This window comes from Stenotrophomonas sp. SI-NJAU-1, assembly GCF_020883215.1.
GTDB classification, from domain to species: Bacteria; Pseudomonadota; Gammaproteobacteria; order Xanthomonadales; family Xanthomonadaceae; genus Stenotrophomonas; species Stenotrophomonas indicatrix.
This window is the reverse complement of sequence record NZ_CP086598.1, coordinates 3,531,132-3,548,431: the sequence shown is the minus strand read 5'-3', so window position 1 is coordinate 3,548,431 and position 17,300 is coordinate 3,531,132. Positions and strand designations below refer to the sequence as shown.

Below are 17,300 nucleotides of genomic sequence, written 5' to 3'. Positions count from 1 at the left end.
CATGAATGCTCCCGCACCCGCCGTCACCCGGCTGGCGGTCGCGCTCGCCCTGTCGCTGGCCACACCCCTGGTCGCGGCGCGCGGCGTTCCCGCCGGTTTCGAGGATCTGGTCGAAGGCCAGACCGAACACCTGGAGATCCGTCTGTTCGGTCGTTCGACCGGGCTGGTGCCGGTGCGCGTGACCCTGGAACACGTGCAGCTGGAAACCCCGGCCGAGGCGCTGCAGGCCTTGCAGCTGTCCGCCGAAGCGCAGGCCGCGCTGCTGCCGGCGTTGTCGCAGCCGCTGCCGCGCAACAGTCATCTGGCGTGCCGTTACGGTGGTGCCAGCGCCGGTTGTGGGTACATCGATCCTCCCGAGGAGCCCACCGCCGTGCGCGCGCTGTATGACGAAGGCGAGGGCGCTGTGCGCCTGTTTGTCGCCCGCCAATGGATCCCCGGCGAGCCGGCCGCCGAGCGCTACCACCAGGTCAGCGCCAATGCCGAGAACGCCTTCCTGCACCAGCACACCTTCAACGTCAGCGGTGGCCGCGGCTACCAGGCGCTGGCCGCGCAGGGCATGGGCGCACTGGGCGTGTTCCAGCGCGGGCACCTGTCCGCCGACTGGACCTTCAGCCAGCAGCACTACCGCGGCGGTCTTGCCAGCCGCCGTTTCCAGCTCGACAACGCCTACTACCGCCATGACCTGGGCCAGCAGCACTACCTGCAGGCCGGGCGCATGGACCGCCGCAACCTGGGCAGCCCGCAGGGCGGCACCTTCAGTTTCAGCATGCTGCCGATGGATCGCTTCCAGGGCCTGCGGCTGGGCACCACGCAGGCCTACGTGGATTCCGCCGCCGCCGTGCAGGCCACGCCCCTCACCGTGCTGCTGGCGCGCGATGCGCGCGTGGATGCATTCGATGGCGAGCGCCTGCTGCAGACCTTCTACCTGCAGGCCGGCATCAACCAGCTCGATACGCGCCGGTTTCCCATGGGCAACTACACCGTCAGCCTGCGCATCTACGAAGACGGCGTGCTGGTACGCAACGAGGACGCGCCGTTCGACAAGGGCGGTGACTGGACCGACAGCAGCGTGCAGTGGTTCCTGCAGGGCGGCCGCCGCAACGAGCGCCGCAGCGACCGCTTCGACGACGAACTGGCGGCCATGGGCGGCCTGCGCGTGCCGATGGGGCGCAACGTGGCCATGACTGCTGGCATCGCCGATCTGGGCGGTTTCAGCTACGGCGAACTGCGGGTGGACCTGCGCCATGTGTTTGCGACCCAGGAAGTCCGCGCCACCTTCAGCGGCATGCACGGCAGCGATGGCAGCCGTGGCCAGCAGCATCAGCTTTCCTACCGTCGCCGTGCTTCGTGGAATGTGTACCACCAGCGCATGCGCGGCCGTGCCTGCCAGTTCGAGGATGACGCGCGCGACCGGCTCGGCTGCGCCGATTCGCTCAGTGCCTCGATGGCGCTGCCGGTGGCCGGCGGCAACGCCTACGTGGCCTATACCCGCCGCCAGACCTGGCGTGCAGGCACCGTGCGGCCGGGGCTGGGTGATGATCCGCTGGCCGGGCTTGACCCGCTGCTGCCGCCGTGGCTTCCAGAGCCCACGCGCATACCGCAGCTCAGCCGCACCTGGCAGGCCAGCTACAGCCGCAGCCAGCGCTGGGGCGAGTTCAGTGTGTCCAGCCGCATCGGCGTGTGGCAGCAGACCAGCGGCGGTGGACTGCGCGATGGACGTGACCGCGGCATCTACCTCAATTTCAGCCTCAACCGCCTGCAGCACGATGACCGCGGCAGTTCGCAGCGACGCTATGGCGTGGACGTGCGGCAACCAAAGCATGCGCGGCCGGACATCAACTACAGCGCCGGGCAGACGCTGCGCCAGGAATACGAGGATCAGTACCGGGAGGTATCCGGCGAACTGCGTGGCAACAACAACGAGCGCTACAGCGCCACGCTGAGTACGCAGCTGCAGAATCGCATCGGCCAGACCGGTGCCACGGTGTCGCGCTACCAGCATCAGGGTGGCAACGAAGTGGCATACAGCGCCACGCACAGTTCCGGCCTGGCCATCGGCAAGCGCGGCGTGTACTGGGGCGCTGGCGTTGGCGCCGACGCGGGGCTGGCGGTGCAGGTGGATGACACCGACGACCTGGACCTGACCGGTGTTGCCGCCGAGCTGCAGGTGGGCGGGTTGCGCCGGCAGCGACTGAAGCTGGGCGAGCGCCGGCTGCTGCCGATCTCCGCCTACCAGTCGCACCGCGCTGAAGTGCAGGACGCCAGCACCCTGGACAGCATCGCCGCCGTGCGCGTGAGCGGTGTGGGCGGCGCGCGTCCGTTGTTCCTGCCACCGGGCCGGCTGGTGCGCATGCCGGTGCCGATTGAAGTGACCTACACCTTCATCGGCAACGCCCAGGACATCGCCGGCGCACCGCTGCGCGGTGCCCGCATTCTCAACGCGCCGGTGCCTGGCACCGGCAGCAATGGAGGTTTCGTGGCCGACTTCCCACGACGCGAGAAGACCCTGTACCTGCTGCAGGACGACCGGTTGCTGCACTGCCCGCTGCAGGTGCGCGAGCGCCGCAGCGTGGTGATGCTGGTAGGCGCCGTGCAGTGCGAGCCGCTGGCCGTGGCCCAGCTGCCGGCCGACATCCGCCATCAGGCACGGGTGACGCGGCTGCTGCAGGAGCGGGCGCTGATTGCCGCCACGCCGCAGACCGCAGCAGCGGGAGGTGCGAAGTGAGCCGGCGCGTGTGGTGGGCGATGGCGGTGTTGTGTGGGCTGGTGCTGCTGGTGCCGCGGGCGATGGCGCAGAGGCCGCCGGAAACGCATCCGTCGAGCGAGCATCGCGACATCGTGATGAGTTGGGATCGCTCTGCGATGCCGGGAGATATCGAGTTGTGGCCATCCAAAACTGTATTTGGATACGAAGAGCAGGGCACGCTGGGCTACGGTCATATGTTCATGACGTGCAGCTCGAACTCTAGCTCGGAACGCGGAAAGTGCCCGACTAATGACACCTTGGAGCATACCGTAGGGGCAGTTAGCACAATCCCACTGAGGTTCACGGAAAGTCGCAGCGGTATGGAGGTCGATGTCGAAGTCACTGCTGCCATCCGTCGTATAGACGCTACGTTCGCCTGCAGCTTCGACTACTGGTCCGGGCCGTTCCGGAAAATCTGGTCTTCCACCACTGGCGCGTGCGCGGGTATTGAACGCGTGGGCACATCCGTCGAGATGAAGCTGACTTCCGATCAGTTGAGCCAACTTGTAGCAGGTCACTGGTCAGCCGCATTGGACCTGACGCTACGAATGCCGCCCCACCAGCACCTTGCGGACTACTCGTTCTCCTTCGACTTCACCATCACCGATCACAACGCAGTCTCCATCTACTTCCCGCTTTTCGATCAGGTCACCCCGCACGTCGGTCTGAACCTGCAGTACGACCCGATCGCGCAGACCGTCGGCGGCCGTACCCAGCTCGACATGTGCCTGTACGACGGGCTGGGCTCGCAGAGTGCTTACCTGGGCGTCACCGTGCGTGACAGCGGCGCGCAACCTCCCGGGCCCTCGGGCTATTCGGTATGGCACGTCGATGGCGGCAGTGATGCCACCCAGCGCGTGGACTACACCGTGACGCTGGATCACAACGGCAGCAGCCTGCCGATGCGCAATGGTGTGGAGCAGCTGCTGCATGGCATCGATACCGCACGGCTGCGCCTGGTGCTGCTGCCCGGCATGACGCAGCCGGTGTTCTGCGTGCCTACGCCATTGACGCTGGAAACACCGCGCGTGCCGGTCAGCACCAAGCGCCCCGGCTACTACAGCGGCGATCTCAAGGTGGAACTGCGTGTTCCCACCGTCACGCCCTGAACCCCACACGGAGTACCCGATGAAGTCCTTAGTCCGCTGCCTGCTGCCGCTGTCGCTGCTGATGGCGTTGCCTGCCCACGCCAATCTCACCGTGCATCCCATGCGTACGTCGGTGGACGCGAAGAAGGGCGCGCAGATACGTATCTACTCGCAGTCCACCCAGCCGCAGTACGTGCAGGCATCGATCAAGCGCATCGTCGACCCGGCGGGGGCAGGTGAACAGGAGGTCGAGGTGGAGCCGAATGAGGCGGCCATCGCCATCACACCGGGCAAGTTCGCTCTGGCCGGTGGTGGCAACCGGCTGATCCGGGTCATTCCGCTGCAGCCGGTCGAAAAGGAAACGGCATACCGCGTGTACTTCGAGGGCGTGCGCAGTCCCGAACGTGCGGACCCAGCGGGCGATGGCGAGAGCGCCCAGGCCAATGTCGGCGTCAGCCTGGTCTGGGGCGCACTGGTCAATGTACTGCCCGCGCAGTCCACGATGGACGTGCAGGTGGAGGGAAACCACCTGCGCAATACCGGCACGCTGCGCGTTGGCATCACCAGCATCGCTGACTGCGATGGCGCGCGCTGCACCGCGCATGACGTCTCACGCAGCCTCTACCCCGGCAGCGCGCTGCAGCTGCCGTTCCCCGTGCAGCCGGGCCACACGCTGCAACTGCGCTACCGGCTGACCCGCGATGGCTATCGCGAGCACGTGCACAACGTCGCGCTGTGAATGCACCACGCCGCTGTGGCTTTGCGCCGCAGCGGTTCCTTTTGTTTCGTTTGTTAAGGAGTATCCATGAACAAGATCCATCGTCGTATCTGGTCCACTGCACGGCAGTGCTGGGTGGTGGCAAGTGAGCTGACCCGAAGGAAGGGACGTAGCGCCGGAAGTACCAACGCTGCTCTGTTGGTCTCCGTTCTGCTGGGCTCAGTTTCCACCAATGCAAGCGCCGCGCGCTTTTATGGTTGTGATAGTGCTGCGGTCGGAGCGGTGTACTGCGTTCCGATTGCGGGACAGGAGGACGTGGCAAATGCGAGCTCCTCGTTGCGCAGTTTTCACCATCTTTCGATAGGAGGCAGCGCGTGGACCGATGGCAGCTATTCCACGAGTTTTGGGAATAGAACGTCTGCCGAGGGCGACAAAAACTCACTCCTGGGCTATGGGGCGGTCGCTACACAAGGGTACGCGTCAGTATTCGGTGCACATGCGGTCGGTGATGGCATCGGAACAGTCGCCTTAGGCCATGACGCGAAGGCCTACACCGAGAATTCAATCGCAGTAGGCAGTGGCTCACGGACAAATGAGGGCGCAGGCGTGTCGAAGATTGCCATCGGCGGCGATGCTTACGCAGGGACCAGTGGCTGGACCGGATCCATAGCACTTGGCGGCAAGGCACGCGCCGAGTACGACAGCCTGGCCATGGGATACGAGGCCAGGGCTACCGCGAGCGGAGCGGTGGCAATCGGGCGTGGCTCGGTAGCCAGCGAACGAAACACCGTATCGGTCGGCAACGGCAACACCAAGCGGCGTATCGTCAACGTGGACGATGCGCGCCTCAATGCCACCAGCACCGATGCAGTAACGGGCAAGCAGCTGTATCAGTTGTCCACTGCGACCAACGGGCTGATCAGCCAGACGAGTACGGGTGGGACAGTTCGCATTGGCGCGGAGAACACTGGCCCGACATTGACGATCAGCAACAAAAGTGGAGCTGCCCGGTATCTCAACGGGGTCCGCAATGGCGCGCTCAACGCAACCAGCACCGATGCGGTCACTGGACAGCAGCTGTTTGCCACCAATCAGAACGTGACGGCGGCGACCAATCGCATCAATGCGAAGGCCCTCTCACTGGGGGAAGGTGCAACGGCCGAATCTGTTGCGTACGGGGTGAGTACAGCGCTGGGTCACAACGCCAAAAGCTACAACGGCCAGAGTGTAGCCGTCGGTTTCGACGCCCGTGCCGGCGTGGATGCTGCCGGCAACAAGGTGGACAACCTGAACGCGGGTGTCTCGCTGGGCTCGCGCAGCCGCAGTGGCAATGGTGCCGTGGCGGCTGGTCTGCAGGCCAGCGCAGTAGGTGATCGTGCCATTGCCATTGGCCACGAGGCGTCGGCAGACGTCATTCATGCCACCGCGATCGGGTTCCAGAGCAAAGCCAGTGCCGGCCAGGCCACGGCATTGGGGCGTGGTACCCAGGCAAGTGCTTCCTACTCGACTGCCATGGGCAATCTGGCCCATGCCTCGGCCGAGAGTGCTGTGGCCATTGGAGATCGCTCCCTCGCCCAGCACAATGGTTCGGTGGCGCTGGGCAATGGGTCGCAGACCAGTGCCGCCCATCAGATATCAGTCGGCAGCGCCAGCATCAAGCGCAAGCTGGTCAACCTGGCCGACGGCGCGCTCACTGCGTCCAGTACCGAGGCGGTGACCGGCAAGCAGCTAAACGCAACCAATACCAACGTGACTACGGCACAGAACGCGGCCAATACCGCGCAGGTGACTGCCACAGGAGCGAAGACCGCAGCCGACAGCGCGCTTGCCAAGGCCAACGCCCTGGCCGGGCTGGTGAGCCAGGTGTCCGCCACGGGAAATGTGCGACTGGGCAGTGAAAACACCGGTACTGTGTTGGACGTGCGCAACAAGGCCAATGCCAGCCGCAGTATCAGCGGGGTTACCGACGCGACGCTGAGCAGCAGCAGCACCGAGGCTGTCACCGGTCGGCAACTTACCGCTACCAACAGCAACGTGACCACGGCACAGAACACCGCCAATGCCGCGCAGACGACAGCCACTGCGGCCAGGGCCACTGCGGACAACGCGCTGGGCAGGGCCACGGCATTGAGTGGACTTGTCAGCCAGGTATCGGCCACGGGCAACATGCGCCTGGGCGCAGACAATGCCGGCACCGTGGTGGATGTGGCCAACAAGGATGGCGCGAAGCGGCGCGTCAACAACGTTGCCAATGGCGTGCTGAGCAGCACCAGTACCGATGTCGTGACCGGACAGCAGCTTCATGCCACCAACCAGGCTGTTTCCACTCAGGCCCAGTCGCTGGTGCTGCACGGCCAACAACTGACAACGCATGCCCAGGCTCTTGCGGCACAGGACCAGCGCGTCGCGATCAATCGCGCCGACATCGACCAGCTTCGTACGGACGTGGACAACTTCGATCCGGATCTGGATGGAGTGGTGAAGTTCAGTGCCGATCGCCTGCTTGTGGACATGGAAGGTGCGCGCGTATCGGGAGTGGCGGCGGGGGATGTCAGCTCTGCGGCCAGTACTGATGCGGTGAATGGTGGGCAGTTGTTTGCGACTAACGAGAAGATCTCGGTACTTGAGGGCGTGGGAAAGTTTGTATCAATCGGTATAGGTGGCAGCCAACGAGCATCGGCTGCAGGAGTGGGGGCAGTTGCAATCGGTGATTCGGCTGAAGCAACCGTCGGTGGTGAAGGTGGAGTCGCGCTGGGGGCATTTTCTCGCGCGGTGGGAAAGAACTCCATCGCCATAGGTCGCGCAGCGTACGTTGCTGAAAGCGCAGAAGGTGGCTTTGCATTAGGCGTTGGCACATCCGTCAACGCGAACCGAGGGGTGGCACTGGGCGCTGAAAGTCAGGTGGAGGCGGGAGCAAGCAATAGTGTCGCAGTTGGCTATGGCTCGATTGCATCAGAACCTGACACCGTTTCTTTTGGAAACGACAGCATCCGTCGAAGGTTGACCGGCGTTTCTCGAGGACTTGGCGATGCCGAAGCTGTTGCCATCGTCCAGTTGTCTGAATCCCTCTCCACTTTAGGAGGTGGTGCGAGGTTGAGCAGCGAAGGTGGCGTGATAGCGCCCGTCTACAACGTACAGGGTGGTACGCAGAGCAATGTAGGTGACGCCTTGGCTGTTCTCGATGGCGCAGTGCTCAGGTCCGATAGTCGCGCGGATGGCATCGAAGGCCAGTTGCGTGCGACATTCCAACAGTCGCCATCAATCAGCGCAGATGGAATCGGCCAGGTGAACCTGGTCGGTGCGCAGGGCATGGTTCTGTCGAATCTGGCCGATGGGCGCATTGCCGCGGGTAGTCGTGATGCGGTGACTGGGAGTCAGCTGTATGCGGCGAAGGAGGATATTGCTAGGAACGGAGATGAGATCGAGCGTATGAAGAGCATGTCGGATGAAGGCGTGAGGTATGTTCTTCAGCAAGTGACTGACGCACGAGGAGGACCGATTGATTTCGCTGGATCGCGATTGACTGGGATTGATTCCGCGGACATCTCATCTGCCTTCAGTACTGATGCAGTTAATGGCGGTCAGCTCTATTCGACCAATGAGCGAATCGCGAGCGTGGAATCGACTCATCGATTCTTCAAGATCGGTCGGGATGATTTGAGTGAGGACGCCAAGGTTGGATCATTTGGTGTTGCAATTGGTGAATCCGCGCAAGCCACACCTCAGGATGGAAGTGAGGGTGGAACAGCCGTTGGCGCTTTTGCGATTGCTTGGGGCAAGAATTCCGTTGCTCTGGGGAGAGGCGCCTTGGTCGAAGAGGGAGCGGATAGCGCATTCGCTCTCGGTGTAGGGTCACGTGCGGCTGGTTCTGATAGCGTGGCGCTAGGCGCGGTCACTAGAATAGAAGCCGGTGCGGTCAGGTCCGCCGCCATTGGCATGGGGTCCGTTGCCACAGAGGCAGACACGGCATCCTTCGGAAACAGCAGATACCAGCGTCGCCTCGTCAACGTAGCCAACGGCCGCAACACCAACGACGCCGCCACCATCGACCAGCTCCGTGGCGCACTGTCTACCCTCGGCGGCAACATAGACGCCAACGGCAACGTCACAAGCCCCGGCTTCAACGTCCAGGGCCAGCGGCAGAACACCGTCAACGAAGCCCTCGCCACGCTCGACTCGGCCGTAGTCACCACCGGCTCCCGCGTCGACCGCGTGGAAACCCAGCTCCGCGCGGTGTTCCAGGAATCTCCGTCCACCCGCAGCGACGGCACCGCCCAGCTCACCCTGGCCGGCGCCAACGGCATGGTCATCTCCAACGTCGCCAATGGTTTGATCGCCGCCGGCAGCCGCGAGGCGGTCAACGGCGGCCAGCTGCATGCCGTGCAGCAGCAGCTCAACGGTCGCATCGATGGCTTGGAGCAGCGCGTGGACGGCCAGCTGCAGGCGCGTGCAATGGGCACGGCATCGGCGGCACCGACCGAAGAGATCATGCCAAGCCCGGAAGCCAGCGGTTCGCCGCAGGTCGCTTCGGCGGGCGAGGGCGCTTCGCCTGCACCGCAGCCGAAGGCGAAAAAGGATGACTCGCCCGCGCCCACGCCGCAGGTCGACACCGCCGAGTTGGAAAAGATGCTGGCCCGCGCCAACGAGTACACCGATGGTGCGATCAGCAACGTCGAGCGCCGCCTGGACAAGATGGACAAGCGCTTCAACCGCATGGCGGCGATGAGCAGTGCGCAGACGGCCATGGCCATGAACACCGCGGGCCTGGCCACCTACAACCGCCTTGGCGCGGGCGTGGGCTACGCAGAGGGCGAGTCGGCCATGGCGGTGGGTTACCAGCGCGTACTCAACGACAAGGGCTCAGCCACCTTCAGCCTCAATGGGGCGTTCACCAACAGCGGTGAACGCAGCATGGGCGTGGGTGTGGGCATCGGCTGGTAAGCCATGGCGCCCCGGTGTGGTGCGCGTAACGAGCCCCGCCGCGCCGGGGCCATTGCAGAGGAGGTTGCAATGTATCGCTTCATGAGCCGCTTCATGACCTATCGGCGCTACTACCTGTGGCGCGCCCGCATCCGCTACTTCACCCACGACATGGATACGTGGACGCTGGCCTGCCTGGTGCTGATGGTCTGCATGGGGTTGATGGTGTGGGGGTTCTGGCGCGTGGTGAACGTGCCGAAGCCCCGAATCCACCCGGAGGCCGCGGCCGTGCGGGTGGAAGTGCTGACCGACGAAGCGATCCATCGCATCGTGCTGGTGCGCCACGGCGGCACCACGCCGGGTCATCCCTTCTACAGTGCTGCGGAGATCCGCGGCAGCACCCAGCGCACGCTGCGGGTCCGGCAGACCCTGCAGGACCCGGTGGCGATGAAGCTGCAGGCGGACATGTACGCCGACATTGCCGACTACATCAACGCTACCGGTGCCTGCATGCCCTTTCCCTGCCGCCGCGTGAGTTTCCGCATCGAACAGCTGCAGCGGTCGGGGTACGAGAGTGCGGTACGCAACAAGGCGCTGGCCGAGATCCTGCAGGTGCCGTGGTACCTGGTGCCGAACCTTGATGGCGAACGCACGCGCGTGCGCAGTGGCTGGGCCGATGACTTCCAGGATGTGTATGCGCACGCCTGGAACCTGGATGACCTGCAGAAGATGCATGCGCGCATGATGGCCGAGTACCCGTACCGTGCGGCGGTGCCGTGGCTGGCACGATTGGCAACCCCTGCCCAGGAGCAGCTGATCTTCCCGTAGCGCCGGGCCATGCCCGGCTGCTCTTGGCGCAGAGCCGGGCACAGGCCCGGCTCTGCCATGATCAACCGCCGATGTAGGCGGTGATTTCCATCTCGGCCAGCAGCTGCCGCAACTGCGTGGCCGACGCCCGCCGCATGGGTTTCTCATCCACCGGCGATAGCGGGGCCTGGCGCAACGCATCGTAGGGCAGGACGGCGAGGTCGAAGGTCAGGTCTTCGGCACTGAACACCCACACCGGTACATCCAGATTGCGCTCACGGTCCATCCGCAGGCGCCGCGTACGCGATTCGGCGGGGATGCGATGTTCGTCCAGGAAGCGATGCACGGCCTCCGGGTCGTCACTGTGCAGGTGCAATTGCACGGGGCTGTTGGCATCGGCGGTGCCGTCCAGCACCGGTCCGGCCAGGCGCGGCGAAAACCCGTGCAGGAACTCCAGCGCCCGCAACGCGGACTCGCGCCGCCGCTGTAGTTCGCTGCCGTGCTGCGGGCCGGAGAACAGCCGCTGGTACTCGCGCAGGGCCTGTTCGATCTCGACGTTGCGGGGCAGGGAAGCATCGTCGTGGATGCCAAGGCGGCTGGCGGCCTTGAGTTTGGCCTGGTGGAAGTCGCGGATTCCGCCTTCGGCCATCAGCCGGGCGGCTTCGTGGGCGAGGCGATGACGCCGTTCGCGGGTCTGGCTGACAGCATGCTGGTGAGCGCGGTGCATGCGATGACTCCCTGTTGCGACCTGGCCACAGACTAGCGCAGGCGTGTGACATCTGCGTGGGCGGATGCATCGGCGCCAACCAAGGTTGGCATCTACCGGGTAGCGCCGGGCCATGCCCGGCGGATGCGTGAGTGCCAACCAAGGTTGGCATCTACCGGGTAGCGCCGGGCCATGCCCGGCGGATGCGTGAGTGCCAACCAAGGTTGGCATCTACCGGGTAGCGCCGGGCCATGCCCGGCGGATGCGTGAGTGCCAACCAAGGTTGGCATCTACCGGGTAGCGCCGGGCCATGCCCGGCGGATGCATCGGCGCCAACCAAGGTTGGCATCTACCGGGTAGCGCCGGGCCATGCCCGGCGGATGCGTGAGTGCCAACCAAGGTTGGCATCTACCGGGGTAGCGCCGGGCCATGCCCGGCGAGTGCATCGGCGCCAACCAAGGTTGGCGACTACCAGGGCAACGTCGGGCCATCGTGCCAACCAACGGTTGGCACCCACCCAGCCTGGCTTCAGAAGATATCGAACGCGGCCGCGTCAGCCTGCGGGGTGCTCTGCAGGTTGAGGTCGTAGTCGGTCAGGCGGTCCATGTCTTCCACCTTCACCCACTCCACCGCGCCGTTGAGGGTAGCCTGGACCATGCCGCTCGGCGGTTCGTTCTGTGCGATCGGGGTGTCCTTCAGTGCAGTGCGCATGTAGTCGATCCAGATCGGCAGGGCGGCCTTGCCACCGTATTCGCGGTAGCCCAGCGAGCGGAAGTCGTCGCGGCCCACCCACACGGTGGTCACGTACGGGCCGCCGAAGCCGGAGAACCAGGCGTCACGGTGGTCGTTGGTGGAGCCGGTCTTGCCGCCCACGTCTTCGCGGCCGAGTACCTTGGCCTGCGCGCCGGTGCCGCGCTGGACTACGTCGCGCATCATCGACACCAGCTGGTAGGCGGTACGGGCGTCGATCGCACGCGGTGCGGTACGCGCGTCCGGGTTGGCGGGTGCGGCCGGCGTTTCGGTCTTGGCTTCCGGCTTGGCAGCGGCGGTGGCATCGACCTTGGGTGCCGGGGCGCCGAAGTTGAAGCCGTCCACGACCTGGTTCACCGGCTGGTCGCTGCTGCCGGCGCAGTCGCGGCAGGCCATCGCCGGGTTTTCCTTGAACACCAGGTTGCCATCGCGGTCGTTGACCTGGTCGATCAGCCAGGTGTCCACGCGCGAGCCGCCGTTGGCGAACACGGCATAGCCGCGGGCCACCGACAGTGGGGTCAGCGAGGCGGTACCCAGCGACATCGACAGGTTCGGCGGCAGCTCGGACTCGGCAAAGCCAAACTCGCTGATGTACTTGCGCGCGTAGTCCACGCCCATGCCGTCGAGCAGGCGCACCGAGACCAGGTTGCGCGACTGCACCAGCGCCTCACGCAGGCGCATCGGGCCGCGGAAGCCGCCGCCATCGTTCTGCGGGGCCCAGGTCTTGCCGCGGCGGTCGCGGAACACGACCGGGGCGTCGAGCACGATCGAGGCCGGGTTGTAGCCCTTGTCGAAGGCGGCCGCGTAGACGAACGGCTTGAAGCTCGAACCGGGCTGGCGACGGGCCTGGGTGGCACGGTTGAACTTGTTGCCGGAGAAGCTGAAGCCGCCGACCAGCGCCTTCAGTGCGCCGCTGTGGGCGTCCAGCGAGACCAGCGCGGACTGGCCGCGCGGGAGTTGGTCGAGCAGCCATTCGCCCTCTTTGGCGCCAGCGCGCACGCGCACGATGTCGCCACGCTGCACCAGCTTGGCCGGGCTCTTGTTGGTCCACTTGGCGGCGCCGGCCGGCAGCACGATCTCGCTGCGGTTGGCCAGCACCACGGTGGCGCTGCCGTCGGCGCCGGTGCTGGCGACGATCGCCGGCAGCAGGCCGGCCTGGCCGGACATGCCGCGCAGGTGCACGGCCAGAGCGGCGGCATCATCGCCCGCGCCCAGCTGCACCTGCTTCTCCACGCCGTGCCAGCCGTGGCGGTGGTCGTACAGCAGCAGGCCGTCACGCACCGACAGGTTGGCGGCGGTCTGCAGGGTCGAATCGATCGTGGTGGTGACGTGGTAGCCCTTGTTGACCACGTCGCCGCCGAAGCGGGCGATCATCTCCTGGCGTACCAGCTCGGCCACGTACGGGGCATCGACCTGCACCGGCGGCTCGTGGGCGGTGGCGTGCATCGGCACGGCCTTGGCCGCATCGGCCTCGGCCTGGCTGACGAACTTCAGGTCGGCCATGCGCTGCAGCACATAGTTGTCACGACGCTGGCGGGCGCGCTCCGGGTTGGAGATCGGGTTGCCCGAGGACGGGAACTTGGGGATGCCGGCCAGCGAGGCCATCTCGTCCAGGTCCAGCTCGCCCAGCTTCTTGCCGTAGTAGAACTCGGCGGCGGCGGCCACGCCGTAGGCGCGGTTACCGAAGAAACTCTTGTTCAGGTACAGCTCGAAGATCTCGTCCTTGCTCAGCTCGGACTCGATCTTGCGCGCCAGCAGGATCTCGGCCAGCTTGCGGGTGTAGCTGTACTCGGAGCTGAGGAAGAACTGGCGGGCCACCTGCTGGGTGATGGTGGAGCCGCCGGGCACGCGCTTGTCGTTGGTGGTGGCCAGCAGCCAGACCGCACGGCCGATGCCCTTGTAATCCACGCCGCCGTGCTCGTAGAAACGGGCATCCTCGGTGGCCAGGAACGCCTGCTTCAGCTTCTCCGGCACGTCCTTCATGGTGATGGGGGTACGCCGGGTCTCGCCGAACACCGCCATCAGCTTGCCGTCGGCAGCGTAGACGTACATCGGCTCCTGCATTTCCACGTCGCGCAGGGTCTGCACGTCGGGAAGCTTGGAAGAAACGGCGTAGTACAGGCCGCCAACGGCGGCCGCTCCGACCAGCGCCAGGACCAGGACAACAAGAAAGATCCAGCGCAGCCAGCGGCGGAGACGGGTCATCGGTGTCAGATTCCGATTGCGAATTTCGTGGTCGCAGAGTATAGATTACGCAAGGTGGCGGCTGGGGCCGGCACTGGGGAGTGCAAGGGGACGCCAGGGGCTGCGTGTTCATCCTGTGAGGGGTGTCACAGCAGGGCGGTTGCCATTTGCTAAGAATACGTTATTAATGCGCGGACGCAGCTCTTGCGTCCAAGTGCCCGTCGGCAGGGGAGAAACCGTGGGGCTCATCCCAAAAAGTCAGTCGCCGCTCATTGGCGTCGACATCAGTTCGACTGCGGTAAAGCTGTTGCAGCTTTCCCGCAGCGGCAACCGTTTCCGTGTGGAACATTATGCCGTGGAACCGCTGCCGCCGAACGCGGTGGTGGAGAAGAACATCGTTGAAGTGGAGGCCGTGGGAGAGGCCATCCGCCGGGCGATGAACCGTTCCGGCAGCAAGGCCAAGCTGGCCGCTGCGGCCGTGGCCGGTTCGGCGGTGATCACCAAGGTGATCCCGATGCCGGCCGACCTGGACGAGAACGACATGGAAGCCCAGATCGAGCTGGAAGCGGTCAACTACATCCCGTATCCGATCGAGGAAGTGAACCTGGACTTCGAGGTGATCGGGGCGATCCCGAACAACCCGGAAATGGTCCAGGTGCTGCTGGCGGCGTCGCGCTCGGAAAACGTCGAACTGCGCCAGTCCGCGCTGGAACTGGGCGGTCTGCAGGCCAAGGTGATGGACGTGGAGGCCTTCGCGGTCGAGAACGCCTTTGCTCTGGTGGCCAACGAGCTGCCGGTTTCGGCCGAGGGCGTGGTCGCGCTGGTCGATATCGGCGCCACCATGACCACCCTCAACGTGCTGCGCGGTGGCCGTAGCCTGTACAGCCGCGAACAGGTGTTCGGCGGCAAGCAGCTGACCGACGAGATCATGCGCCGCTATGGCCTGAGCTACGAGGAAGCCGGTCTGGCCAAGCGCCAGGGCGGGCTGCCGGAAAGCTACGAGATGGAAGTGCTGGAGCCGTTCAAGGAAGCCACGGTCCAGCAGATCAGCCGCCTGCTGCAGTTCTTCTACGCCGGCAGCGAGTTCAACCGCGTCGATCACATCGTGCTGGCTGGCGGCTGTGCCGCCCTTGCAGGCCTGCCGGAGATGGTCGAGGAACAGCTGGGTGTGCCGACCGTAGTCGCCAACCCGCTGGCACAGATGACCCTGGGGCCGAAGGTGCAGGCGCACGCGCTGGCCCAGGACGCCCCCGCGCTGATGATCGCGACCGGTCTGGCGCTGAGGAGCTTTGACTGATGGCACGCATCAATCTATTGCCCTGGCGCGCCGAACGGCGCAAGCAACGCCAGCGCGAGTTCGGCATCATGCTGGGCATGGCCGCCCTCGGTGGCCTGCTGCTGTCGCTGTTGATCTGGTTCTACTACGACATGCAGGTGAGCGGGCAGAATGACCGCAATGCCTATCTGCAGACCGAGATCGACAAGGTCAAGGAACAGAACAAGGAAATCGACCGCCTCGACGAGCAGAAGAATCGACTGCTGGCCCGCAAGGCCGTGATCGAGCAGCTGCAGGCCAAGCGTTCGCAGATGGTCCACCTGTTCGATGCGCTGGTCCGCACCATTCCCGATGGCGTGGTCCTGACCGCTCTGCAGCAGGAAGGCGACGTGTTGACCCTGGAGGGCCGCACCCAGTCCAACGCCCGTGTCTCGGCGTACATGCGCAATCTCGAAGTTTCCGGCTGGATGACCAATCCGGAGCTGGCGATCATCGAGGCGCGTGAGCCTGACAAGGACAAGGACGGGCGCGCGACCGGCCCGGTGGCTGACATCAAGGCATTGCCGTACGTGTTCAAGGTCAAGGTCAAGCTGCCTGCGCAGAGCGAGGAAGCAGGCGCCACGCCGGGCCTGAACCCGGATGGCAGTGTGGCCGGCACCACGCCGGCGGCACCGACGGTCGCACCGCTCAGCGCCGGGCCGGACGCCGCAGCCCCGGCTGCTGCCGCACCGGCGCCGGGATCGACTCCGGCACCAGCAGCCACGCCTGCAACTGCTCCGGCACAGGCCCCAGCACCGGCGGCAACGCCTGCGCCGGCCACGCCTGCACCAGCCGCACCCGCACCCAAGTCTGAGGGCAGCCGCCTGGCGCAGCCTCCGCAGGCCTTCCACGCCCCGATGCAGGGGGATCGCGCATGAGCAAGAAAGTCGACATCAAGAACCTGGACTTCAACGACATCGGCAATTGGCCGAGGAACGCGAAGATCGTGTTCTGCTCGCTGATCGCCCTGGTCATCATGTTCGTGCTCTGGATGCTGCTGATCAGCGGCAAGCGCGAGGAGCTGGCAGGCCTGGAATCGCGGGAAACCGAGCTGCGTGCCGAGTTCACCAAGGAACAGGAACGCGCGGTCAATCTGGAGCCGTTGAAGCAGCAGCTGGCACAGATGGAGCAGGTGCTGCAGCAGATGCTGCGGCAGCTGCCCAGCAAGACCGAAATGCCGGACCTGATCATCGACATCTCGCAGACCGCGTTGTCCAGCGGCCTGGCCAACGAGCTGTTCGAGCCCGAACAGGAGCAGATCAAGGAGTTCTACGCCGAGAAGCCGATCAAGCTGCGGATGGTGGGCAGTTATCACCAGTTCGGCGCCTTCGTCAGCGGCGTGGCCTCGTTGCCGCGGGTGGTGATCCTGACCATGCACGACATCAACCTCAAGCCGAAGGACAAGACCGGCGGCAACATCCGCGCCGGTGCGCTGGAACTGTCGGGCACGGTCAAGACCTATCGTTACCTGGATGAGGCCGAGGTTGCCGAACAGCAGAAGGCTGAAGCGGGCAAGGAGGCGAAGAAGTGATCCGTTCCTTCATTGCGCGTGGTGGTATGGCGTTGACCGTGCTGCTGCTGGCCGCCTGTGGCCGCGGCGTGACCAGCACGCCGGGCGATGCACCCAATCTGGAAAAGTGGGTCGAGAGCGAGCGTGCGCGACCGGCGCAGCCGCTGGAACCGCTGCCGGTGATGCAGCAGTTCGAGACCTTTGAATACTCCGCGCAGGGCATGCGCGATCCGTTTACCGATGCCTGGACCAACCCGCAGCAGGGGAATGGGGGACTGCGGCCAGATCCGAACCGGCGCAAGGAGCCGATGGAAGGCTTCCCGCTGGACGCGCTGGACATGGTCGGCACCATCGGAACAGGCGCCGGCACCGTGGCGCTGGTGATGGGGCCGGACAAGGTGACCTATCGGGTGCGTCCCGGCGGTTACCTGGGGCAGAGCGACGGGCGGGTCACCGCGGTCTTTGAAGACCGCGTGGAGCTGATCGAACTGGTGCCGGATGGCGCGGGTGGCTGGCTGGAACGTCCAGCAACGCTCGCGCTGGAAGATCAATGATC

Annotated in this window: 11 protein-coding genes; 9 read left to right on the top strand and 2 right to left on the bottom strand. The window is 65.2% G+C overall.

Annotated elements, in window-relative coordinates; all coding sequences use genetic code 11:
• Window position 1: 1 nt before the first annotated feature.
• The 5 genes from LMF57_RS16135 (at window position 2) to LMF57_RS16115 (ending at window position 10,300) form a co-directional block, all read left to right on the top strand.
• Window positions 2–2,725, top strand: a complete 2,724-nt coding sequence (locus tag LMF57_RS16135; protein WP_229290214.1) for a TcfC E-set like domain-containing protein — start codon at window positions 2–4, stop codon at window positions 2,723–2,725.
• 20 nt (window positions 2,726–2,745) lie between these two features.
• Window positions 2,746–3,855, top strand: a complete 1,110-nt coding sequence (locus LMF57_RS16130; protein ID WP_324255971.1) for a CfaE/CblD family pilus tip adhesin — start codon at window positions 2,746–2,748, stop codon at window positions 3,853–3,855.
• A 19-nt stretch (window positions 3,856–3,874) separates the two neighbouring features.
• Window positions 3,875–4,573, top strand: a complete 699-nt coding sequence (locus LMF57_RS16125) for a pilus assembly protein (protein WP_229290213.1) — start codon at window positions 3,875–3,877, stop codon at window positions 4,571–4,573.
• Between the two features lie 66 nt (window positions 4,574–4,639).
• On the top strand, window positions 4,640–9,493 hold the full coding sequence (locus LMF57_RS16120) for an ESPR-type extended signal peptide-containing protein (RefSeq protein WP_229290212.1): 4,854 nt from the start codon (window positions 4,640–4,642) through the stop codon (window positions 9,491–9,493).
• A 69-nt stretch (window positions 9,494–9,562) separates the two neighbouring features.
• Window positions 9,563–10,300: a hypothetical protein gene (locus LMF57_RS16115; protein WP_229290211.1), complete on the top strand. Its 738-nt coding sequence runs from the start codon at window positions 9,563–9,565 to the stop codon at window positions 10,298–10,300.
• Between the two features lie 61 nt (window positions 10,301–10,361).
• Here LMF57_RS16115 and LMF57_RS16110 read toward each other — a convergent pair whose 3' ends face one another.
• Together LMF57_RS16110 and LMF57_RS16105 are read right to left on the bottom strand one after the other, a co-directional pair.
• Complete coding sequence (locus tag LMF57_RS16110) at window positions 10,362–11,006, bottom strand: hypothetical protein (RefSeq protein WP_059064965.1); 645 nt, start codon at window positions 11,004–11,006, stop codon at window positions 10,362–10,364.
• Between the two features lie 507 nt (window positions 11,007–11,513).
• Window positions 11,514–13,940 carry a penicillin-binding protein 1A gene (locus tag LMF57_RS16105; protein ID WP_324255943.1) on the bottom strand — a complete coding sequence of 809 codons (2,427 nt, stop codon included), beginning with the start codon at window positions 13,938–13,940 and terminating at the stop codon, window positions 11,514–11,516.
• A gap of 217 nt (window positions 13,941–14,157) precedes the next feature.
• Between LMF57_RS16105 and LMF57_RS16100 the strand changes: the two genes are divergently transcribed.
• From LMF57_RS16100 to LMF57_RS16085, 4 genes are read left to right on the top strand one after another with little or no spacing between them, the layout of a single operon-like run.
• Window positions 14,158–15,216, top strand: a complete 1,059-nt coding sequence (locus tag LMF57_RS16100) for a pilus assembly protein PilM (protein ID WP_117311294.1) — start codon at window positions 14,158–14,160, stop codon at window positions 15,214–15,216.
• Window positions 15,216–16,112, top strand: a complete 897-nt coding sequence (locus LMF57_RS16095; RefSeq protein ID WP_229290210.1) for a PilN domain-containing protein — start codon at window positions 15,216–15,218, stop codon at window positions 16,110–16,112. The genes LMF57_RS16100 and LMF57_RS16095 overlap by 1 nt, the downstream gene beginning before the upstream one ends.
• Window positions 16,109–16,765 carry a type 4a pilus biogenesis protein PilO gene (gene pilO, locus LMF57_RS16090; protein ID WP_032977008.1) on the top strand — a complete coding sequence of 219 codons (657 nt, stop codon included), beginning with the start codon at window positions 16,109–16,111 and terminating at the stop codon, window positions 16,763–16,765. The genes LMF57_RS16095 and pilO overlap by 4 nt, the downstream gene beginning before the upstream one ends.
• A complete protein-coding gene (locus tag LMF57_RS16085) occupies window positions 16,762–17,298 on the top strand; it encodes a pilus assembly protein PilP (protein WP_170919634.1) in 537 nt (178 codons plus the stop codon). The genes pilO and LMF57_RS16085 overlap by 4 nt, the downstream gene beginning before the upstream one ends.
• Window positions 17,299–17,300: the final 2 nt, after the last annotated feature.

What these genes read in the sequence shown, in the direction of transcription:
- LMF57_RS16130 (WP_324255971.1), top strand. Translation starts at nt 2,746, where the DNA reads ATGGCGGTGTTGTGTGGGCTGGTGCTGCTGGTGCCGCGGGCGATGGCG.
- LMF57_RS16125 (WP_229290213.1), top strand. Translation starts at nt 3,875, where the DNA reads ATGAAGTCCTTAGTCCGCTGCCTGCTGCCGCTGTCGCTGCTGATGGCG.
- LMF57_RS16135 (WP_229290214.1), top strand. Translation starts at nt 2, where the DNA reads ATGAATGCTCCCGCACCCGCCGTCACCCGGCTGGCGGTCGCGCTCGCC.
- LMF57_RS16115 (WP_229290211.1), top strand. Translation starts at nt 9,563, where the DNA reads ATGTATCGCTTCATGAGCCGCTTCATGACCTATCGGCGCTACTACCTG.
- LMF57_RS16120 (WP_229290212.1), top strand. Translation starts at nt 4,640, where the DNA reads ATGAACAAGATCCATCGTCGTATCTGGTCCACTGCACGGCAGTGCTGG.
- LMF57_RS16095 (WP_229290210.1), top strand. Translation starts at nt 15,216, where the DNA reads ATGGCACGCATCAATCTATTGCCCTGGCGCGCCGAACGGCGCAAGCAA.
- LMF57_RS16110 (WP_059064965.1), bottom strand. Translation starts at nt 11,006, where the DNA reads ATGCACCGCGCTCACCAGCATGCTGTCAGCCAGACCCGCGAACGGCGT.
- pilO (WP_032977008.1), top strand. Translation starts at nt 16,109, where the DNA reads ATGAGCAAGAAAGTCGACATCAAGAACCTGGACTTCAACGACATCGGC.
- LMF57_RS16105 (WP_324255943.1), bottom strand. Translation starts at nt 13,940, where the DNA reads ATGACCCGTCTCCGCCGCTGGCTGCGCTGGATCTTTCTTGTTGTCCTG.